At 71.1% G+C, this 20657-nt stretch carries 20 protein-coding genes and 2 pseudogenes; 7 read left to right on the top strand and 15 right to left on the bottom strand.

The window, feature by feature from the left end:
* Nucleotides 1–131: 131 nt before the first annotated feature.
* The 7 genes and pseudogenes from holA to FV234_RS26980 form a co-directional block, all read right to left on the bottom strand.
* Nucleotides 132–1160, bottom strand: coding sequence for a DNA polymerase III subunit delta (gene holA / locus FV234_RS21425; protein ID WP_147831543.1), 1029 nt, complete (start codon nt 1158–1160; stop codon nt 132–134).
* Between the two features lie 55 nt (nt 1161–1215).
* Nucleotides 1216–1776 (bottom strand): LPS assembly lipoprotein LptE, encoded by a 561-nt coding sequence (lptE, locus tag FV234_RS21420; RefSeq protein WP_147762154.1) that lies wholly within the window; start codon nt 1774–1776, stop codon nt 1216–1218.
* Between the two features lie 178 nt (nt 1777–1954).
* Nucleotides 1955–2632: an SDR family NAD(P)-dependent oxidoreductase gene (locus FV234_RS21415; protein WP_147831542.1), complete on the bottom strand. Its 678-nt coding sequence runs from the start codon at nt 2630–2632 to the stop codon at nt 1955–1957.
* Nucleotides 2629–2775 carry a hypothetical protein gene (locus FV234_RS26305; RefSeq protein WP_187273752.1) on the bottom strand — a complete coding sequence of 49 codons (147 nt, stop codon included), beginning with the start codon at nt 2773–2775 and terminating at the stop codon, nt 2629–2631. The genes FV234_RS21415 and FV234_RS26305 overlap by 4 nt, the downstream gene beginning before the upstream one ends.
* A 33-nt stretch (nt 2776–2808) precedes the next feature.
* Nucleotides 2809–3105 carry an aldehyde dehydrogenase family protein gene (locus FV234_RS26990; protein ID WP_348643088.1) on the bottom strand — a complete coding sequence of 99 codons (297 nt, stop codon included), beginning with the start codon at nt 3103–3105 and terminating at the stop codon, nt 2809–2811.
* Nucleotides 3106–3227: 122 nt separating this feature from the next.
* Nucleotides 3228–3779, bottom strand: a pseudogene (locus tag FV234_RS26985) (aldehyde dehydrogenase family protein); the annotation flags it as partial.
* A gap of 118 nt (nt 3780–3897) precedes the next feature.
* Nucleotides 3898–4257, bottom strand: a pseudogene (locus FV234_RS26980) (hypothetical protein); the annotation flags it as partial.
* Nucleotides 4258–4330: 73 nt separating this feature from the next.
* Between FV234_RS26980 and FV234_RS21405 the strand changes: the two are divergent.
* The 3 genes from FV234_RS21405 (at nt 4331) to FV234_RS21395 (ending at nt 6043) form a co-directional block, all read left to right on the top strand.
* Entirely contained in the window at nt 4331–4948 is a 618-nt protein-coding gene (locus FV234_RS21405; protein ID WP_187273751.1) for a TetR/AcrR family transcriptional regulator, read from the top strand.
* 99 nt (nt 4949–5047) lie between these two features.
* The gene (locus FV234_RS21400) at nt 5048–5368 is read left to right on the top strand and encodes a hypothetical protein (protein WP_147762152.1); all 321 of its coding nucleotides are present in this window, start codon (nt 5048–5050) and stop codon (nt 5366–5368) included.
* Nucleotides 5369–5503: 135 nt separating this feature from the next.
* Nucleotides 5504–6043, top strand: coding sequence for a metal-dependent phosphohydrolase (locus FV234_RS21395; protein ID WP_147831538.1), 540 nt, complete (start codon nt 5504–5506; stop codon nt 6041–6043).
* A gap of 16 nt (nt 6044–6059) precedes the next feature.
* On the opposite strand, the gene FV234_RS21390 is transcribed toward FV234_RS21395, so the two are convergent.
* Entirely contained in the window at nt 6060–6593 is a 534-nt protein-coding gene (locus tag FV234_RS21390; RefSeq protein ID WP_147831536.1) for a cytochrome b, read from the bottom strand.
* A gap of 741 nt (nt 6594–7334) precedes the next feature.
* Here FV234_RS21390 and FV234_RS21385 point away from each other — a divergent pair.
* Together FV234_RS21385 and FV234_RS21380 are read left to right on the top strand one after the other, a co-directional pair.
* Complete coding sequence (locus FV234_RS21385) at nt 7335–7787, top strand: BLUF domain-containing protein (protein ID WP_147831534.1); 453 nt, start codon at nt 7335–7337, stop codon at nt 7785–7787.
* A gap of 224 nt (nt 7788–8011) precedes the next feature.
* A complete protein-coding gene (locus FV234_RS21380) occupies nt 8012–9463 on the top strand; it encodes a diguanylate cyclase (RefSeq protein ID WP_147831532.1) in 1452 nt (483 codons plus the stop codon).
* A gap of 66 nt (nt 9464–9529) precedes the next feature.
* Here FV234_RS21380 and FV234_RS27110 read toward each other — a convergent pair whose 3' ends face one another.
* The 5 genes from FV234_RS27110 to FV234_RS21355 all read right to left on the bottom strand — a co-directional run bounded on the left by FV234_RS27110 (nt 9530) and on the right by FV234_RS21355 (nt 15031).
* Entirely contained in the window at nt 9530–9883 is a 354-nt protein-coding gene (locus FV234_RS27110) for a TonB-dependent receptor (protein WP_348643087.1), read from the bottom strand.
* Nucleotides 9808–10500, bottom strand: coding sequence for a TonB-dependent receptor (locus FV234_RS27105; protein WP_348643086.1), 693 nt, complete (start codon nt 10498–10500; stop codon nt 9808–9810). Before FV234_RS27105 ends, FV234_RS27110 begins: the two co-directional genes overlap by 76 nt.
* Nucleotides 10501–10507: 7 nt before the next feature.
* Nucleotides 10508–11362 carry a phosphatase PAP2 family protein gene (locus tag FV234_RS21370; protein ID WP_147831530.1) on the bottom strand — a complete coding sequence of 285 codons (855 nt, stop codon included), beginning with the start codon at nt 11360–11362 and terminating at the stop codon, nt 10508–10510.
* Nucleotides 11363–11788: 426 nt separating this feature from the next.
* Nucleotides 11789–13201: an amidase gene (locus FV234_RS21360; protein WP_246686262.1), complete on the bottom strand. Its 1413-nt coding sequence runs from the start codon at nt 13199–13201 to the stop codon at nt 11789–11791.
* Nucleotides 13202–13432: 231 nt separating this feature from the next.
* The gene (locus FV234_RS21355) at nt 13433–15031 is read right to left on the bottom strand and encodes an ABC transporter substrate-binding protein (protein ID WP_147831524.1); all 1599 of its coding nucleotides are present in this window, start codon (nt 15029–15031) and stop codon (nt 13433–13435) included.
* A gap of 225 nt (nt 15032–15256) precedes the next feature.
* On the opposite strand from FV234_RS21355, the gene FV234_RS21350 reads away from it, so the two are divergent.
* Entirely contained in the window at nt 15257–16816 is a 1560-nt protein-coding gene (locus FV234_RS21350) for an acetolactate synthase large subunit (RefSeq protein WP_147831545.1), read from the top strand.
* 340 nt (nt 16817–17156) lie between these two features.
* The gene (locus FV234_RS21345) at nt 17157–19538 is read left to right on the top strand and encodes a penicillin acylase family protein (RefSeq protein WP_238272409.1); all 2382 of its coding nucleotides are present in this window, start codon (nt 17157–17159) and stop codon (nt 19536–19538) included.
* Between the two features lie 49 nt (nt 19539–19587).
* Here the strand turns inward: FV234_RS21345 and FV234_RS21340 are convergent, their stop codons facing one another.
* On the bottom strand, nt 19588–20241 hold the full coding sequence (locus FV234_RS21340) for a hypothetical protein (RefSeq protein WP_147762145.1): 654 nt from the start codon (nt 20239–20241) through the stop codon (nt 19588–19590).
* 104 nt (nt 20242–20345) lie between these two features.
* On the bottom strand, nt 20346–20618 hold the full coding sequence (locus FV234_RS21335) for a YiaA/YiaB family inner membrane protein (RefSeq protein WP_147729665.1): 273 nt from the start codon (nt 20616–20618) through the stop codon (nt 20346–20348).
* Nucleotides 20619–20657 lie beyond the last annotated feature (39 nt).

Below are 20657 nucleotides of genomic sequence, written 5' to 3'. Positions count from 1 at the left end.
GCCGAGACGCAGCCCGCGACCTGGAGTACCATCGAAGCTGGCGGATCGAGCCGCGTCGAGGTGGGCTGATCTCGAAAAACAGCCCTGACGATCCAAATCGAGCGCCACGCCAGACTTCTGCAGCAGCGCTGCTAGCGCCGCCGCGCCGCCTGCGTCGCGATCCGCAGCAGAGCGGAGGAGGCGTGGGCGTGGGCCAGCCCCGGATCGGAGCGGCGGCAGGCCAGGATCGCCTCCTGGAGGATCTGCACCGCCTGGCGCAGGGCGTTCGGGCTCCAGCGGGCGAGCTGGGTCTCGATGCTGCCCTTGCGCTTGAAGTGCAGGCCGCGCCAACTCGCGACCATCAGGCTCGGCGCCTTGTCGCCCTCCTCGATTCGGACGGCGAGCAGCTGCAGGGCGTGGCGCAGGCCGGAGCCGAGCATCGCCGACGGATCGAGGCCCTCGTGCCGGAAGCGGCGGATGTCGCGCTCCACCACGTCGCCCTGGCCCACGAAGGCGGCGTCGATCAGGGTGTTGAGCTGGCTGCCGGCGACATCGCTCACCACCGCCTCGACGTCGTCGAGGCCGACGCTTCCTTTGCCGGCTGCATAGAGCGCGAGCTTTTCGATCTCGGCGAGGCTCGCCCGGCGGTCGCCGCCCAAGCTCTCGGCCAGCAGCGTGCGGGCGTCGCGGTCGATGCGCAGGCCGCGGCCCTCCAGGGTGCGGTCGATCAGGTCGGCGATCGCGCGGGCGTCGTCGGCGTAGCACGGGATCGCCAGCGCCTTGGCCGACTTCTCGCACAGTGTGCGCAAGGGGGCGGCCTTGGCCAGGTCGCCGGCCTCGATCACGATGCGCGTGCCCTGGATCTCGCCCTTGAGCAGCGCCTCGACCGCGGGCGCGATCGGGCGGCTCGTCGGCCGCACCCAGATCGCGCGCTTGTCGCCGAACAGCCCGACGGTGCCGGCCTCGTCGACCAGCCGGCCGGGATCGCCGGCGAGTGCGTCGCCGTCGATCCGCACCAGCGCGAACGGGTCGCCCGGATCGGTGACGAAGCCCTCGGCGAGCTGCTTGGCGCGCTCGGCGACGAGCCCAGTATCGGGGCCGAACAGCAGGATCACGGGCGTGCGCGGGTCCGGCCCGCGCCGCAGCAGCCCCTCGATCTCACCGGCCTTGACCGCGGTCACGCGAGGTCTCCGGTGCGCCGAGGCGTCCGGGCTGAGCGCTCCGACTGAAGCGACTTCACGGCTTGGCCGAGAGCACCGAGGCGAGGCGGGTCTTGATCTGGTCGGCGAGGACCGAGGCGAGGCGGATCTCGGCGTCGCGGGCGGCGCGCAGGGAGGCGAAGCGCTGCACCGAGCGGTCGTAGGTGGCCGTCGAGGTCGCCACGCCCTCGGTGATGATCTTGGTGCCGTCGAGGTTTTCCAGGCTGTACTTGACCACGCCGACGATGGTGCCGGCCTCGGCGCGGCCCGTGGTGGTCGAGACGATCGGCGTCTGCACCGACTCGCTGCCTTGGAGCTTGAGCCGGTAGCGCTTCGGCCCGGGCTGGCCGGAGCCGTCGAGCGCGAAGATCAGCTCGCTGCGCAGGTAGTGCCCGATGCGCTCCTGGTCGCGCGCCATCGCGATGTCGTCGACCTGAATGCCGGCGAGCAGCGCCGGCAGCGATTCGCCCGACGCCGTCGGCCCGTAGAGCGGGCGGAAGCAGGCCGAGAGGTTCAGCGCCAAGCCCGCGACGCAGGCGAGCCGGGCCGCCCGCATCGCGGCGCGTGCCGCCGCGGTCCCGATCGTTGTGTCCGCCATCCGCCTCATCAGCCCGCCACCGTCCGACACCGTCTGGAGTTCTTTAGCGCGAGCGAACGGCCCGGCGCCACGACCCTACGACGGTTCCCTTACGATTCGTCTGCGGCGGGAGTTGGATAGGCCTTCGGCCCGGGATGTCGACGGCCGGAGCCGCCGACGGGTCTCGGGCCGGCAGTCGTCAGGGGCGGTAGCGGGGCGCCGGCTCGGATTGTTGGAAGCCAGACGCCAGCACGCCGCGGGCGGGCTCCAGCGCCTCCCAGGCCGACAGGTCGTGGATCGCCGGGATCGTCACCTCTTCCTTGCGGTCGAACCCGACCAGGGCGGCGTCGACCAGGGCGTCGACGTCCATGACGCCGGGAATCCGGTTCACGTCGGCGCCGGCATGCTCCCACAGCTCCGTCCGGGTGGCGGCCGGCACCACGGCCTGAACGTAGACGCCCCGCGGGCCGACCTCGGCGGCCAGGCCGCGCGAGAAGGTCAGCAGGTAGGACTTGGTCGCGGAATAGATGCCGGGGAACAGGTCCGGGATGAAGGCCAGGGCCGAGGCGATGTTGACGATGGCGCCCGCGCCGCGCGCGGCCATGCCGGTGGCGGCGACCGAAGCCAGCATCGTCGGAGCCGTGACGTTGAGCCTGAGCAGGCGGTCCATCGCCGCGAGGTCGGCCCCGACGACGCCTCCGGGCAGGGTCGAGCCCGCGTTGTTCACCAGGATGTCGATCGCGGCGCCAGTCCGAAGGCGTTCGGCGACCGCCTCGAGGGCCGAGGCGTCGGTGAGGTCGGCCGTGAGCGCCGCGATGTCGGCGTCGTCGGCGACCTCCCACAGCGCCACGCCGTAGCTACCCGCCGGGTCGATCACCGGCCCTGGGCGACGATCAGGCGCTGCTCACGCAAGTCCGCCTGCCATTCGCCGTGCTGCTGGAACAGCGCCTTCTCATGCTCGGTGATGGTGGGCAGGAAGTCGTCGCGGGGCGGCACCCACTTCGTCAGGTAGGCCTTCATTGCATCTCTCCGCGTCGGGTGTTTCGAGATCGATCAGGCCATCTTCCGCAGGACGTTGACGAACCTGCGCGAGAAGCCGGTGAAGGGCGGGTAGACCATCGAGGCGCCGGAGAAGCGCGACTGCACGAAGACCGGCTTCTCCTTGGAGAAGGTCTTGAAGCCGTACTCGCCGTGGTAGTGGCCCCTGCCGGAGGCGCCGACGCCGCCGAAGGGCAGCTTCTCCTGGAGGTAGTGGCCCATCGCGTCGTTGATGCAGACGCCGCCGGAGATCGTCTGGGCGAGCACCGTCTTCTGCTTGGCGCGGTCGTTGCCGAACCAGTAGAGCGCCAGCGGCCGGTCGCGCGCATGGATGAAGGCCGGCGCCGCCTCCAGGGTGTCGGCGGTGACGATGGGGGCAGGATCGGCCCGAAGATCTCCTCCTGCATCACCACCATCGCGGGCGTCGCGTCGAGGATCAGCGTCGGGGCGATGGTGCGTCGGTCGTCGCCCGCCGACCCGACGGTGACCACCGTCGCGCCCTTGATGCGGGCGTCCTCGATCGGGCCGCGCAGGCGGTCGGCATGGCGGTCGCTGACGATGGTGTTGTCGTCGGCGTTGCCCGCGACCGTGGGGTACTGCTTGGCGATCGCCGCCTTCATCGCCTCGACGAAACCGGCCTGGATGGCGCGCGGCATCAGGGCGTAGTCGGGCGCGATGCAAGTCTGGCCGGCGTTGAGGAACTTCGAGAACGTCAGGCGCTCGGCGGTCTTCGTCAGGTCGGCCGACGGATCGATGATCGTCGGCGACTTGCCGCCCAGCTCCAGCGTCACCGGCATCAGGTTGCGCGCGGCCGCCTCGGCGACCTTGCGGCCGACCGGCGTCGAGCCGGTGAACAGCAGGTGGTCGAAGGGGAGCGCCGAGAAGGCGCTGGCGCCCTCGGCGCCGCCCGTCACGACCGCGACCTCGTCGGCGTCGAAGTACTCGGCGACCTTGGCCTTGAGCAGGGCGCTCAGGCGGGGCGTCAGCTCGGACGGCTTGATCAGGGCGCGGTTGCCGGCGGCGAGCGCCGCGACGAAGGGGGGCGAGGGCGAGCTGGAGCGGGTAGTTCCAGGGCGCGATGATGCCGACGACGCCGAGCGGCTGGGGAATCACCTTCGCGGTGCCGGGACGCCACGCCATCTCGACGCCGACGCTGCGGGGCTTCGACCAGCGCGCGAGGCGTTTGCGCGCGTGCCGCACCGCGGCGATCTCCGGGGTGATCTCCGCCATGACCGTGACGATGTCCGGACGGGTGCCGAAGTCCGCCGAGATCGCGGCGGCGAACGCGGCGCCGTGCTGGTTCAGCATCGCCTCGACGCGGTTGAGCCGGTCGACGCGGATCGAGCGCGGCGGGTTCATGTCGAGGAGGAACGCCGCCTTCTGCGCGGCGATCAGGCGTACGGCCTCCGCTGCGGCACCGGGAGGGGTTGAATTCTGCGCTGGGTCGGTCCTTGGTGTCTTCATGTTGATGGCGCCAACATATGGAGTAAGTTGGCGGCGTCAACATGAGTGGCGGACTATTTCGGGACCGATGCGGATGGCGGAACGGCGGGGACTGGGAAAAGGCTCGGCCTATCACCACGGCGACCTGAAGACGGCACTGCGCGTCGAGGCCGAGCGCATCCTGGTCGAGCGCGGCATCGCCGAGGTCGGGTTGCGCGAGGTGGCGCGGGCGCTGGGCGTCTCGCACAACGCGCCCTACCGGCATTTCGCGAACCGGGAGGCGCTGCTGGCCGAGATCGCGGCGGGCGGATTCCAGAGGCTCGGCGCGCTCTACGAGGAGGCCATCGCCCCGGAGGATCCGACCGCGCGCGTGACCGCGATCGGTCACATGTACCTGCGCTTCGCCCTGGCGGAGCCGGCGGTGTTCCGGCTGATGATGGGCAAGGACCTCGCCAAGCCCCAGTACGTCGAGCTGAAGGCGGCGGCCGACGGGGTGTTCGCGATGGTGCGGGCCGGGGTGCTGACGGCCGGCGTGCCCGAGCCCGCCGTCGCCGAGACGCTGGCGCTGTGGTCGATGGTGCACGGGATCGCCACCCTGCTGCTCGACGACCGGATCGAGGGGCATGGCGGCCCGATCGATCCGTTCGAGGTCGTGACGACCTTCACCGCGACTTTCATGGTCGGCGTCCGCGCGAACGCGAGCCGCTCGTGACCGGTCGCCGGCGGGTTGGGCGGGCGGAGGGCGCGGGTCACGCTTCGCTCGGACGTGGCAGGGTCAGGGCCGCACCGAGACGCGAGGCGTGAACAGGTGATGGCCGCGACCCGCCTCCTCTCCGCCGACGAATTCGCCACCTGCTTTTCCGCTCCGATGCGGAACATGACGGCGACCGCGGAGGCGGTCGTCGATGTCTGGCCCTACGTCGACGCGATCGCGCTGCCGCTGGGACGCGCCACGGAGATCCTCGACGTGACCAGCGTCTACCGCGACGCGGCCGGCCGGTTCGATCAGGTGCTGATCGGGACGGATGTCGGAGACCTGTTCCTGGCCGTCGTCGTGAACCGGGCGGACCGCACCATCCACGGCCATCACCTTCTCGATCTCGCCGAGCGGTACGGCGTGCGTCGAACCTGACGCCGGCCGATCGCCGAGATGCGTTCGGCACGCGATACGATGCCGACGGCGCTCGGCGAGCGCCGTCACGGCCGTGCGATCGTCGCCATCGCTCGTCGTAGCCAGCCTCGACGCGAAGCTTGTAGGGTTGGCGCCATGACCAGGCCCCTCCTCCTTCGCCCCCTACGCAGGACGGCGAGCGACGCCGAAGCGTTCGCCCGCGCCGTCCACGACACGCAGACGGACAAGGCGGGCGATCCCTACGTCACCCACCTCGTGCGCGTCGTCGGCCGAGCCAGCGCGAAGCTCGCCGGCCTCCCCGGCATCCTTTCGAGCGAGACCGTGTGCGAGCTGCTTCAGGTCGCCTGGCTCCACGACGTGATCGAGGACACGCCCTACGACGGCGACCACCTCTTGGCCGAGGGCTTCTCCGAGCGGGTCGTGCACGGCGTCACCACGCTGTCGAACCTTGCGAAGACGCCGTATCCCGACTTCATCGCGGGCATCGTCGTGCATGCCTCGCTGCCCGCCATCCTCGTGAAGCTCTCCGACAACGAGGACAACGCCGACCCGGACCGCTTGGCCAAGCTGGACGCGGCGACCCAGGCCCGGCTCCTGGCCAAGTACGAGCCGTCGATGGCGTCGCTGCGCGCGGCCGCCCGCGCGAAGGGCTGGCAGGATCGCGGACGAGCCTGAGGCCCCGGCGTCCCGGTCACGCCATCCGCGCCAGGACGTCTTCCTTCCACAACACGCGGTGCAGCACCGACATGACGACGTGGCCGAGGACGACCGCCATGAGGACGAAGCCGAGCCAATAGTGGAACAGGTCGCCCGGGATCATCATCCAGGCGATCTTCTCGTCGCGAACCGGCATCAGCGGGATGCCGTAGGGGGAGAACCCCTTGCCTGACCCGTACTGACGCAGCAGCGAGATTCCCGGCACGATCACCATCAGTGCGTAGATCAGCGCATGGCCCGCCACCGCCGCCCGCCCGGCCTGGCCCGGATGCGGGGGGCGCCGACGCAGGTTCGCCAACCCCCAAGCCCCACGCAGCAGCACGAGAACGAACAGGGTGAAGCCCAAGGTGAAGTGGCTGCTCCCGACGAAGCGCGTCAGCGCCGTGTCGCCGATGCCGACATAGAGCAGGGCGCCTGTGAACTGCCACGCGAAGAGCGCCGCCATGAGCCAGTGGAATCCACGGCTGACGGGCCCATACCGCTCCGGTGTGTCGAGCCACCGCGCCATCTCAGATCCTTCCGACCCGTGCGTCGCCCCGGACGGTCCGGCTTCGCGAAGGCGATGCACGCATGAGACCGCATCCGCGGCTCCGCGGTCGAGGCGACGAAACGCCGTACCATCGATCACGCGCGCAGGCACGGGATGGCGTGTCGCGATGCCGACGTCTGTCGGCCTCCGAGGCCGGTAACCATTCGTTAACGATCCTGGGCCACGCATGGATCACGAGGGGATGCACGCCGTCCCCTCGTCATTGGGAAGCCCCGCTCCGGTTGCAACCGAACGGGGCTTTTCCATTTCCAGGCTCTGCCGTCGAACGACCGGTCCGAAGCCGGCTGCGATCGCGGCCAAAGCTTTCGCCCTCGTCGCCGGTTCGCGCGTCGAGGATGTCGGCCTCCACGCCATCGCTGCCGAGACCGAAAGCGCGCCCGCAGTCCCGGACCCGGATCATCGATCCGGATTGGTGAACCAGGCACGGGCACAGGCCCGGTTTGCGGCGGTCGCTCCATCGCTCCGGCAAATGCCCATGCCGGCCCATCGCGGTCATTGAAGAAGTCCGGAGGGTCTGCGGTGCGTTCGAATGAAGGAAGGATTTATGAACCGCATCAACGTTAGCGGTTTGTTATCCCCGTCGAGAGCGTTGCCCAATCCAAACACAACCAAACCCGGCCGGCTGCATTATGCATACGAACCGGCGCGAGGATGTCTGCGCCGGGGACTGAGATAGACGCCGTCGAAGTCGAGAGTGTGATGATCCACCAGCTCATTTACTATAGCCGCAACACCGTTCCGGGCGGCGACCGCGCCATGCTGACGAACCTTCGCGACATCGTCTCGGCCTCGCAACGCAACAACTGCCGTGACGGGATCACCGGCTTCCTGATCTTCGACAAGACTTGGTTCATCCAGATCCTCGAGGGGGATCGCACGCAGGTCGGCGAAACCTACAACCGGATCGCGCGGGACCCTCGGCACACCGGTGCGACCGTCGCGGATGCCCGCAACGTCTCGACGCGCTCGTTCCCGAACTGGACGATGGGCGGCGCGATGCGGACACCGGAGGTCGAGGAGGTCTACCTGCAGCACGGGGTCGGAAGCGCGATCGAGCCGGCCCGTCTCAAGAGCAGCCAGATCATCGCGTTGGCGTTCGACCTTCAGGCGTTCGACCAGGCGCGGCGTCAAGGGATGCGCCTCGCGAGCTGAAGGCGACGGGCACCCGCTCGGGGCGGCCCGCGCGCCGTCGAGGCCGGAAACCTTGCGGTGGGCCGAACAGGCATCGCGACGAACGCTGCCGGTGCGGTGGCGCCTCCGGCACCGCCGAATTCGATGGGACGTTGCGTAACGTCACGCTCGATTAAACCTGTCGTCGTATCCCACGGGACGGCACCCCCGCCCGAGCGGGGCTGCGCATGGGCTTCAGGGGACTTATGTCGGACACACAGCGCGAGGCGTTGCGCCAACAGGCGCTCGCCGAGATCGACCTCCTCGACACGCCGCCCGAGCGCGAGTTCGACGCCCTCGCCAAGCTCGCCCAACGCATGCTCGGAACCGGCATGTCCTCGATCACCCTAGTCGCCCCGGAGCGGCAGTGGTTCAAGGCGCGCTGCGGACCCCTGGCGGCCGAGACCCAGCGGGCCCAGGCGTTCTGTCCCATCGTGTTCGAGACCGAAGCGCCACTGATCGTCGCCGACACCACCCTCGACCCGCGCTTCGCGACGAGCCTGTTCGTCACGCGCGCACCGCACATCCGCTACTACGCCGGCGTCCCGGTCCGCGTCCGGCGCCCCGACGGCGAAAGGGTCACGGTCGGGACGCTTTGCGTCCTCGACGAGCAGCCCCGCGCGCCGACGCCTGCCGACCTCGACATCCTCACCGAGCTGGCCTGCGTCGCGGAAGCCCTGATCGAAGCCCGGACCCTCGCCGTCCGCGCCGCGGAGGTGGCCGATGAGCACCGGATGGCGGTCGAACGCCTGGAACGCGAGCGTCGCCAGTTCAAACGGGCCGAGCGCATGGCCGACATGGGATCGTACCGCTACGACATCGAGAAGCGGTCCCTGTCCTGGTCGGACGGCGTCTTCGCCATCCACGAGCTGCCCGTCGGCGGCGCCGAGCCGGACGGCGACGTCATGGAGGCCTTCCCCGAGCCCGATCGCACGGCGTTCAGGGCCGCGGTGATGCGCACCCTGGACACCGGCGAGCCGTTCGAGCTTGAGGCCGACCTCGTGACCGCCAAGGGAAACATCCGGCGCGTGCGATGCTCCTGCGAGATCGAGCTGGCCAAGGGCAAGCCCGCCGCCCTCATCGGCTTGATCCAGAACATCACCGAGCGGCACGGGCTGGAGACGCGGCTCCGCCACCAGGCCCGCACCGACGACCTGACGCAGCTGGCCAACAGGGCCGAGTTCCACCGCGTCCTCGATGCGCGGCTGCACGAGGCGCGGGCCGCCGACGGCGACGTCGGCGTCCTCCTGATCGATCTCGACGGCTTCAAGGGCGTGAACGACGCCCTCGGGCATGCGGCGGGCGACGCCGTGCTGCGCCGCGTCGCCGAGCGCCTGCGCAAAGCCGGCTACGAGCGGTATTTTCCGGCGCGCCTGGGTGGCGACGAATTCGCCGTCGTCGTCCCCCAGAACCTAGCTCGCACGGACCTGGACCGGATGGTGCGGCGCCTCCTGCACGACCTCGAGATCGTCGTGGATGGACAGGGCCACATCGCCCGCGTGACGGGAACGGTCGGCATCGCGTGGTCCAGCGAAGCGTCGCACGACCGCGACGCCGTCCTGCGCCACGCCGACGCGGCGCTCTACGCGGCCAAGCGCACGCGGAAGGGCACGGCGCAGACGTATCGGGTGAAGCCGGATTCGCGGCAGGTCGCCTGAGCGCGGTCCTAGTCTCGGGCCGCGCCGCGTCGGCGTCTACCAGCGGTAGATCAGGCTGGCGATGACCTAGCGCGGCTGGCCGCGGTAGCAGAAGCCCGCCTGGCAGCTCTGGTCGTTGCGGTCGAGCAGGTTGGTGACGTTGGCCTGAAATCGCATGCCCGCGATCCGCGGGTCGAGCTTGGCGAAGTCGTAGCCGGCCACGGCGTCGAACAGCGTCACGGTGGAGTTCCGGAAGGTGCCCGGCACGTCGTTGGCCGGGCTGGTTCCGGCGAAGCGCGCGCCGCCGCCGAAGATGAGGCCGAAGAGGTCGAAGCCCGGCGGGATCGCGTAGGTCGCGAACGCCTTCACCGCGTTGGCCGGGATGCCGGACAGGGCGAGCCCCACCGTGTCCGGGCTGCCGGGGCTCTTGGTGGTGCGGATGTCGACGTGGCTGTAGGCGGCGGTGACGTTGAAGCCCGGGCCGACTTGTCCACCGCCTCGATCTCGGCGCCGCGCGAGCGCACCTCGCCCACCGCCGCCTGGAAGATCAGCGGCGACACCGGGTCGGGGCGCAGCACGTTGGTCTGCCGGATGTCGAACACGGCGGTGTTCAGGAAGACGCTGGTGCCCGGCACGTTAAACTTGATGCCGCCCTCGACCTGCTCGCCCTGGGTCGGCGCGAAGGACGCGTTGTTGCGGCCGAGGCCGAGCTGCCGCGCGAACGAGGTCGCGTAGCTCACGTAGGGGACGAACTGGTCGGTTAGGAGATAGCTCGCGGCGGCGCGGCCGGTGAAGGCGTTCCGGTCGTCCTTGAAGGTGGTCGCCATCGACGGCACGTCGACGCGCGAGGCGACGGTGTCGTGGCGCCCGGTCAGCGTGAGGATCAGGCGGCCGATCCTGGCCTGGTCCTGTACGTAGGTGCCGACCTGCTCCTGGATCGTCCGCGACGCGACGACGACGGACGGCTCGGCAATGAACTGCGCCTCGTAATTCGGGCGGACTAGGCCGGCATGGGCGACCTCGAGCACGCTGCGGTTGCAGCGAATGGACCCATGCACACCAGATCTAGAACTCGAGGCCCGGGCCGTTCACCGCCTCGGACTCACGGGCGCAGAAGGCTTGGTCCGGCGCCTTGCGCTCGCCCGCGAGCACCTTGGAAAGCTCGACCCGCGCCCGTTCGAAGTCGGCGCGGAAGCCTGCGTCGCCCACCAGCGCGGCGAAGATCACCGAGCCGTTGGTGCGCCCGGCGGCGACGTCGCTCATCCAGTGCACGCCGCAGACGACGCGGCTCTCGCCGTAGGCCCGGCCGCGGGCGAGGATCGCGGTGGCCTTCTCGGGCACCAGGGCGGCCATGATCAGGGCATAGGCCCAGCCTTGCGTGGCGTGGCCGGACGGGTAGCTGAAGCTGTCGGCGAGCGCCTGGGTCCGCTGCACGCAGATCGGCGCCTCGTTGCCGACGAAGGGGCGCAGGCGCCGGTAATGCACCTTCGGCCCGCGGGTGCCGGCGGCGATGTCGAGGCGCGCGCGCTCGAACAGGGTGATCACCGCCGGCACGCGGGCCTGGTCGACGCGGGTGCCGAGCACGCAGGCGAAGGTTTCCAGGATCGCGGCCGCGCCCTCGGCCACGTCGGTGGCGGCCATCTCCCACCGTGCGGAGCCCTTCATCGCCCGCGTCGCGTTGAAGGCGGCGCGGTCGGCGGCCTCCAGGGTCGAGTGGCTGGCCGGCGGCGCCGGCAGGATCTGGACGGTGTCGGGAACGCCCGCGCCGGTCAGGTACGGCTTGTGCGCCGGCTTGTCGGGCCGCACCGGGTCGGCGGCGACGGAGGGCGCCGCCGGGGCCGGCGTCTGGGCGGTGGTCTCGGCCTGGGCCGCGGATGCGAGGAGCGCGAGGAGCGCCAGGGCAGTCGGGAAACGCGGCATCGGGTCCGTCCTCCGGGGCGGGCGAGGCCCAAGCCTTAACGCCTCGACCCTGAACGGGATACGACGGCGGCGCGACTTTTCCGGTCGGGACCCGGGCAAGTGCCGACGGGAGCGGGGAATTCGGGGGGCGGGCCGATCGACCCCCCCCCGCAGGCGGGGAGAGGCCCGCAGGCACCTCGTCGTGCCTGCGGGAACTCGTCGTGCCTGCGGGAAGCGGAGGCGAAGCCGAAGCGACGGTGAGGGGCAGGTGCCGGACGAGGCTCCTCCGTTGGCACCCCCTCACCTTCGGCTGCCGCCTCGCTTCGCCGACGACGAGGTCGGCCAAGCCCTCTCCCCGCACGCGGGGCGAGGGGATGCGCGCTGGCCGCCGGGGGCGGACACGCGCCGCTCTGACCAACGTCCGGAAAGAGGAACGATGCCCCCCCCTCAAAACCCCGTCGGCGCTCGCAGATGCCACGCCGTCGCGCCCTGGAAGGCCTGCCCGATGCGCAACGCCATGGCCTCGTCGTAGCCGCGGCAGACGATCTGCAGGGAGAGCGGCAGGCCGTCTTGTGAGAAGCCGTTCGGCAGGCTGAGGCCGCAGAGGTCGAGCAGGTTGGCGAAGCGGGTGAAGCGGGACGGCATGTGCAATTCGTCGACCTCCGCCAGCGGCACCGCCGCGGTCTCGGTGGTCGGCGTCAGGATCGCGTCGACGCCCTCCCAGGCGAGCGCGAGGTCGCGCTTGAGGGCGTCGCGGCGCTGGAGCGTCGCGAGGTAGTCCTGGGCCGACAGGCTGCGGCCGCCGAGGATGCGCGCGCGCACCGCGTCGCCGAGCGGGGCGGCCGCGTCCTCGGCGAGCGCGCCGTTGACGAAGTAGGCCTCGGCGTTGGTGATCCCGCTCATCGCCACGAGGTCGGAAAACCGGAACGGCAGCGCCAGGTCGACGACCTCCGCGCCGAGCCCGGACAGCACGTCGAGGGCGGTGTCGTAGGCGGAAAGCATCTCGGCCGAGCAGCCCGTGCGCTCGGCCTCCGGCATCCGCGCGAGGCGCAGGCCGCGCACGCCGCGATGCAGGGTCGGGAACGGGTCGGCGGTCAGGATGCCGCGGGTCGCGGGATCGAGCGGGTCGGGTCCGGAGATCGCCGCGTAGAGCAGGGCGGCGTCGGCGACGCTGCGGGCGAGCGGGCCGGGGGTGTCGAGGGTCGCGCTGAGCGGCACGATGCCATGGGTCGAGACCCGGCCGACGGTGACCTTCAGGCCGGTCAACCCGCAGAACGCCGCCGGCAGGCGCACCGATCCGCCGGTGTCGGTGCCGATGCCCCAGGGCGCCATCCGCGCGGCCACCGCGACGCCGGTGCCGCTACTCGAGCCGCCGGGGGTGCGCGGGGTTTCGAGGTCCCACGGGTTCCACGGGGTGCCGAGGTGCTGGTTGGTGCCCCAGCCGCCATAGGCGAACTCCACCGTGTGGGTCTTGCCGAGCACGATCATCCCCTGCGCGATCAGCCGTCGGGCGATGGTGGCGGTGCAGGCGGCACGCCGCGCCCGGTGGGCGGCCGAGCCGCCCATGGTGATGCGGCCCTCGATGTCGATCAGGTCCTTCAGTGCGATCGGCACCCCATGCAGCGGGCCGACCGAATGGCCGGAGCGGATCGCCCGGTCGGCGCCCTCCGCTGCCAGCCGCGCGTCGTCGGCGAAGACCTCGGTGAAGGCTTGGAGCTTCGGCTCGCGGGCGTCGATGCGCGCGAGCATCGCCTCCACGGCCTCGACCGGCGACACCGTTTTGCCGGCAATGCGTTTGGCGAGCTCGGTCGCCGAAAGGTCGGCGAGGTCGTCGCCCGTATCCGTCATGATGCCTGACACCGTCGTCCTCTTCGTCGTCTTGCACTGCAGGAGGCGCGCGTTTCCCCGGACGGGTGGAGCGGGAGCGGAACCCGATCCGGGGTCCAGCATGATCACGTCGCGAAGCGTCCGAATGTCTCGCCGCGCCGGGTATCGAGCCGCTGACGCGGCACTTTCGTTCGCTGGATCCCGGATCACCCTCCGCTGGCGCTGCGGGCGTCCGGGACAACGGCACGGCGTCGTTCGAAATCCCTACGGCATGCTCACCAGCGTCAAATCGACGAACCAACTCTGCGGCGAGACGAACCCCTTCACCTTCGGGCTCATGCCGCGGGGGTTGAGGTCGTGGACGACGTAGAGCCAGGGCGGGTCGTCCACCAGGCGCTCGTGCGCGGCCTTGGTGGCGGCCGAGATCTCGGCCGGGTCGCTCGATTCGGCGAGCGTCTTCAGGGCCTTGTCGAAGGTCGCGTCGGTCCAGTTCGGGAAGTTGAAGCCGTTCGGGGGAAAGCGGTCGGCCGCGAAATAGCGCACCATCACGCCGGCATCCGACGTCGGCGAGGATACGTTGAGGGCGTTCGAGCCCTGGAGGCTCGCCGCGTCGGGCAGCGCGCGGCTGGAATTCAGCAGGATCTGCCACTCGACCACGTTGAACGACACGTCGACGTCGCAGGCCTGCTTGAGGTTTTCCTGCATGAACTCGTTCATCGGCATCGGCGACATCTGCCCCGAGCCCGAGGCCGAGATCATGATCTTCAGCGACAAAGGCTTCTTGGCGGTGTAGCCGGCCTCGGCGAGCAGCGCCTTGCCCTTCTTCGGATCGAAGAGGTAGCGGTTCTTCGGGGTGCCGAAATCCGGGTTGCCGTCGTTGAACCAGCCGCTGGCGGCCTCCGCCGTGCCGTTGAGGAAGCTGACTACCGCGGGACGGTCGACGCAGTAGTTCAGCGCCTGGCGCACGCGCACGTCCTTGACCGGGCTGTTCGTCGCGCCGACGTTGAAGATCCACGGCCAGACATGCGGGTAGACGCCTGTGGTGACGGCAAAGCCCGCGGCCTTGAGCGACGGGATCGCATCGGGGGCCGGCACCTCGATCCAGTCGACCTGGCCCGCGCGCAACGCCGCGATCCGGGCGTTCGCCTCGGGGATCGGCATCAGGCGGATCTTGTCGACCTTCGCCATCCGGGATTTATCCCAGTAGCCGTCGTTGCGGGCGAGATCCGCCGATTCCCGCGGGGTCACCTTGGTGAGCTTGAACGGCCCGGTGCCGGCCGCCGGCACCGCCTGCACCTTGGCCCAGTCGCGGCCGGCCTTCTCGAACGATTGCGGCGAGGTGAACAGCAGGTACACCGCCATGTAGGGGAAGTACGAGGCCACCTGCGTGGTGGTGATCTGGATCGTGCGCGCGTCGAGCTTCTTGTAGCTGCCCATGATCGGCACCCGGGCGCGGGAGATGCCTGCGCCCTGCGCTTCGAATTGCGGGCTGTCGTTCTTGAAGTACCGGTCGAGGTTCCAGATCACCGCGTCGGCATCGAACGGTTCGCCGTCGTGGAAGCGCACGCCGTCGCGCAGGTGGAAGGTCCAGACCCGCTTGTCCTCGGCGGATTGCTCCCAGGCGGTGGCGAGCGCCGGCATCAGACCAGCCGGCTTGTCGGTGCGGGTCAGGTCCCACTGCACCAGCCCCTCGAAGATCGGATAGCCGAGGAAGCGCATGCCCTCGAAGCCGTTGTTGGGCATGCCGGTCGCGGTGGGCACGTCGGTCGCGGTCATCGCGATGCGCAGGACGCTCTCGGCCGACGCCGGCGGGGCGGCGAGCGCGGTGGTCAGCGTGACGGCGGCGAGCGTTCGGCCGATCATCGTGGGGCTTCTCATGCGGTGGGCGGGAAGATCCCGGCACGGGCAAGTCCCGCGCCAACGCCCGGGTGCCGACGGGACCGCATCCTCGATCGCAGGTTGCGATGCGCGTGCCGCGCGGTGTTGCGCCCAGGCCTTGCGCCGCCCTATTCCGCGGCGCCACGATGGCGCCTCCGGGCCGTGCGGCGCCGGACGGCGAGACGAGGGAAGAGCGCGTTGGCAGAGACGATGAACGGCGCCGAGAGCCTGGTCCGCACCCTGGTCGCCGGGGGCGTCGAGGTCTGCTTCACCAATCCCGGCACCTCCGAGATGCATTTCGTGGCGGCGCTCGACCGGGTCGAGGGCATGGCCTGCGTGCTGTTCCTGTTCGAGGGCGGCGCGACGGGGGCCGCCGACGGCTACGCCCGCATGGCCGACAAGCCGGCCTCGACCCTGCTCCATCTCGGCCCGGGCCTCGCCAACGGACTGGCCAACCTCCACAACGCCCGCCGCGCCCGCTCGCCGATCGTCAACATCGTCGGCGAGCACGCCACCTATCACCGCATCCACGACGCGCCGCTCACCTCCAACATCGAGGGCTTCGCCCGGCCGGTCTCGGCCTGGCTGCGCATGGGCACGACCGCGGAGGCCATCGCCGCCGACGGCGCCGACGCGATCGCCGCGGCGCGGACCGCGCCGGGACGGATCGCGACGCTGATCCTGCCGGCCGACACCGCCTGGAACCCGGGCACCGGCGTCGCCCCCGTGCCCGCCATCCCCGAGCGTGCGCGGGCCGGCGACGACGCGCTGAAGCGCGCGGTCGCGGCCTTGGCCTCGGGCGCGCCGGTGGTGCTGCACCTCTCCGACCGGGCGGTGCGCGGCGAGGGCCGCCGCATCGCCGCGCGCATCGCGGACAAGACCGGCGCGACGCTGCTGGCCATGGCCGCCAACGCCCGCATCGACCGCGGCGCCGGCACGGTGCCGATCGAGCGCCTGCCCTACCCGATCGACGCCGCGATCGAGACGCTGGCGCCCTTCCGCCACGTCATCCTCGTCGGCGCGACGCCGCCGGTCGGGTTCTTCGCCTATCCCGGCAAGCCGAGCCTGCTCAGCGCGCCCGACGCCGAGACCATCGTCCTGGCCCACCCGGAGGAGGATCAGATCGAGGCGCTGGAGCGGCTTGCCGAGGCCGTCGGCGCGTCGGCGGAGGTCGCGCCGGACCGCATGGCGCCGTCCGCCGGGCCGCGGCCGGAGCTGCCGACCTCCGGCGCGCTCGCCGACGCCGCAATCGGCCAGGTGCTCGGCGCGCTGATCCCCGAGGGTGCGATCGTCTGCGACGAATCGATCACCACCGGGCGCAACTTCTTCGGGCAGACGCACGCGGCTGCGCCCCATAGCTGGCTCCAACTCGGCGGCGGCGCGATCGGGCTGGGCATCCCGATGGCGACGGGGGCCGCGGTCGCCTGCCCCGATCGCAAGGTGATCTCCCTGCAGGCCGACGGCAGCGCGCTCTACACCGCCCAGGCGCTCTGGACCCAGGCGCGCGAACGCCTCGACGTGGTGACGCTGATCTGGTCGAACCGCTCCTACGCGATCCTGCGCCACGAGCTCACCAACGTCGGCGCCACCAACCCCGGCCCCAAGGCGATCGGCATGCTGACCCTCGACGACCCAGCGATCGACTGGGTCAGCCTCGCCAAAGGGTTTGGCGTGGAGGCCCGCCGGGTCGAGAACTTAGCCGACTTCGTAGACGTGTTCCGCGTGTCGTTGGGCTGCCGCGGGCCGTTCCTGATCGAGGTGGCTTTGTGAGGGTTTTGCAGACCGCTGTCGCACACGTCTCTCCAGCCACTGCCAGATTTCCGATGCCCGAGAGATGCGCCCGTCCCCTCTCCCCGCACGTGTGGAGAGGCCCAGCTGCACCTTGTGCAGCCGGGAAGCGGAGGCGAAGCCGAAGCGGCGGTGAGGGGGAGGTGCCGAGGAAGTCTCTTCCGTCGAAGCCCCCTCACCTTCGGCTGTCACCTCGCCGCGCCGATGACGAGGTCGTCGCGGCCCTCTCCCCACAGGCGGGGCGAGGGGATGCGCGCAGATGGCGGCGCTCCGCGTTGCTTGCGACGCCATCTCTGAACGGGGTGGCGCAAGGGAAACGCGCGTGACCACCTTCACCCTCCCGGGCCTGTCCGCGCCCGCCGAGATTCGGATAGACCGGCACGGCGTGCCGCATATCCGCGCCGCGAGCGCCGCCGACGCCTTTCGCGTCCAGGGGTTCAACGCGGCCCGCGATCGGCTGTGGCAGCTCGACCTGTGGCGCAAGCGCGGGCTCGGGCTGCTCGCCGCCGACTTCGGGCCCGGCTACCTCGCGCAGGACCGTGCGGCGCGGCTGTTCCTGTATCGCGGCGACATGGCGGCCGAGTGGGCGGCCTACGCGCATCCGCGCACCAAGGGCATCGTCGAGGCCTTCGTCGCCGGCCTGAACGCCTACGTCGCCCTGACGGAGGCGCGGCCCGACCTGCTGCCGCCGGAATTTTCCACCATGGGGACGCGCCCGAGCCGGTGGGCGCCCGAGGACGTGGTCCGCATCCGTAGCCATGCGCTGGTGCGCAACGTGCCCTCCGAGGTCGCCCGAGCCCGGGTGCTGGCCCGGGCCGACGCCGAGACCGACGCGCTGCGCAAGGGCCTCAGCCCGCCGCATGCGACGATGCCGCTCGGCGACCTCGACCCGGCGCGGTGGCCGGACGACCTCCTCGACGTGCTCCGCCTCGCCACCGCGCCGGTGGGGTTCGACCCGGCACGGCTGGCCGCCACCCGCGACGCGGCCTGGGCTTGGACTCACGTCGACGCGCACGGGAAGGTCGGCCGCCAGCGGGCCGCGGACGCGCCCGAGCCGCCGGGGGATGGCTCGAACAACTGGGCGGTGGCGCCGTCCCGCACCGCCACCGGGCGGCCGATCCTGGCGAGCGACCCGCACCGCGCCTACGCGCTGCCGTCGCTGCGCTACGTCGTCCACCTCACCGCGCCCGGCCTCGACGTGATCGGGGCCGGCGAGCCGGCGCTGCCCGGCATCAGCATCGGCCACAACGGGACCGCCGCCTTCGGGCTGACCATCGCGCCCTTCGACCAGGAGGACCTGTTCGTCCTCGCCCTCGACCCCGACGACCCGGACCGGTTCCGGTTCGAGGGCGGCTTCGCGCCGATCACCCGCCTGCGCGAGCGCATCCCCGTGCGAGGCGGCGCCGACGAGGAGGTCACCCTCGGCTTCACCCGCCACGGCCCGGTGATCTGCGAGGACGCCGCGACACAGACCGCCTTCGCCGTCCGCACGGTCTGGTCCGAGCCCGGGGCCGCCGCCTACCTCGCCAGCCTCGGCTATCTGGACGCGGCGACGCCGGAGGCCTTCGGCGCGGCCCTGCACCATTGGTCGGCGCCCTCCGTCAACCAGGTCTACGCCGACGTGAACGGGCGGATCGCTTGGTTCACCGCCGGCAAGGCGCCGATCCGCACGAACTGGGACGGCCTGCTGCCGGTGCCGGGCGACGGGCGCCACGCCTGGGCCGGGTTCCATGCGGCCGCCGACCTGCCGAGCCGGATCGATCCCGAGGCCGGCTTCGTCTACTCGGCCAACGAGATGAACCTGCCCGAGGATTACCCGGCGGAGGCGCGCAAACTCGGGTTCGAGTGGCACGAGCCGTGGCGGGCGCGCCGCATCCGCACGGTGCTGGCGCACCAGCCCGAGCACGGGCTCGCCGACTCGCAGGCGCTCCAAGGCGACGACGTCTCCGAGCCGGCTCTGCGGCTCGCGCACCTCGCCGCGACGCTCGCCGCCCCAGCGGAGGCGGAGGCCCGCCTCGGTGCCGCCCTGCTCGAGACCTTCGACGGGCACCTGCACGCGGCCTCGGGCGCCGCCGCCCTGGTCGAGGTGTTCTGGGTGCACCACCTGCGCCCGGCCCTGCTCCAGGCCCTCGTCCCCGACCCGGACACCCGCCGCCTGCTGCCGCCGGGTGACGCGCAAGCCCTGCTCGACCGCCTGGAAGACCCGCGCCCGCCCCTCGACCGGGCCGAGCGTGACGCCCTGGTGGAGCGGACGCTGGCGGCGGCGTGGCGGGATTGCGCCGCCCGCCTCGGCTCCGATCCGGCGACCTGGGCCTGGGGCCGCCTGCACCACGCCCGGTTCACGCACCCGCTCGCCGCGACGGGTTTTGTGGGACCCGACATCCCGCCTTTGCCGATGGGCGGTTCGGGGGCCTGCGTGATGCACGCCGAATACGATCCCGAGACCTTCCGGATGACGCACGGCGCCTCGTTCCGGATGGTGCTCGACGTCGGCGATTGGGATGCCGGCCTGTTCGTCAACGCCCCCGGCCAGTCGGGCCACCCGGACAGCCCGCACGCCGCCGACCACGCCGAACCCTGGTCCCGGCGGGGCTACCGCCCGCTGCTCTATTCCCGCTCCGCCATCGACGCCGCGACGGAGACGGTGATCACGCTGCTGCCGGGCGCGGCCGATGGTTCATCCGCCCCCTCGCCCTCATCCTGAGGGGCCGGGTCGGGGACATCGTGGAGATGTTGGGTTTCGGCAGCGTCGCTCAGGCGACCGCCGGCGTCCAGCGGCGCAGGGCGAGGTGCGTCGGGAGGAACAGCAGGGTCGGCAGGCCGACCACGAGGCCCGCGAGCCACGCCCAGGCCGGCATCCAGGTCTGCGCCGCGCGGTCGCTCATGCCCCAGACGTAGTTGATGTTGACCGGCGTCAGGCCGGCATCGGGGTTCGGCGGCGGCATCAGGAAGAAGCACACCAGCAGGGTGACGACCGCGAGCGAGGTCCAGGTCGGCAGGGCGCGGCGGTCGTAGCCCAGCCGGCCGACCAGGTAGATCAGCAGGAACGGCAGCCAGCCATGGAAGCCCGACAGGCCGCGCAGGAATAGGGATGTGCTGCCATCGAACATGTAGGCGGTCATCCCGGTGATCGGCCGGCCGACGGCGGTGCCGGCGAAGTCGAGCACCCACAGCAGCTGCGGCGCGACGAGGCCGACCGCGCACATCGCCACCAGCAGTGCGCTCTCCAACCAGATCCCGGCCAGCGCGATCAGCAGCGACTGGTCGCAGAAATACAGGAAGTTCGTCGGCCCGTAGAACCACAGGTAGGTCGGCACGAGGATGGCCACGAAGGCGGTGTAGGCGACCTTCACCGGCATCGGGATGCGCCGGCGCGGCGCGGGCGTGCTCGTTTGGAGGTCGGACATCGGATCGTCTCGGCTGGCGAAAGAGTGGGGCGCGAAGGGATCTGCGACCCGTGCGGCCCGGCCGGGGGCCGCGCGGGTCGAGCAAAGCGTCGGTCCGTGTCCCGTCAGTCTTTGCCGACCGACATCAGCAGGCGCTCGGTCTTGGCGTCCTCGATGCGGTTCACCATGCGGCGGCCCTCGTGCACGTCGCGCACCGTCTTCGTCGCTGTGATGCAGGACTGGACCAGCATGACCACGCCCATGGCGAGGTAGCCCTTGATCCAGATGTCCACCGGCAGGAACAGGATTCCGCAGGCCACCATCGCGGCCGAGCCGAGGAACGCGGCATAGGTGAAGGTGACCCAGGCGCCGGAATGCTGCGTGGTCTCGTTGTTCATGACACTCTCCTGAGGATGGGCTGGGGGAGGGGGATGGGC

It is taken from the genome of Methylobacterium sp. WL8 (assembly GCF_008040045.1).
Classification (GTDB): Bacteria; Pseudomonadota; Alphaproteobacteria; order Rhizobiales; family Beijerinckiaceae; genus Methylobacterium; species Methylobacterium cerastii.
Note: the sequence above shows the minus strand (reverse complement) of the source record. Positions and strands in the feature narration are given on the sequence as shown.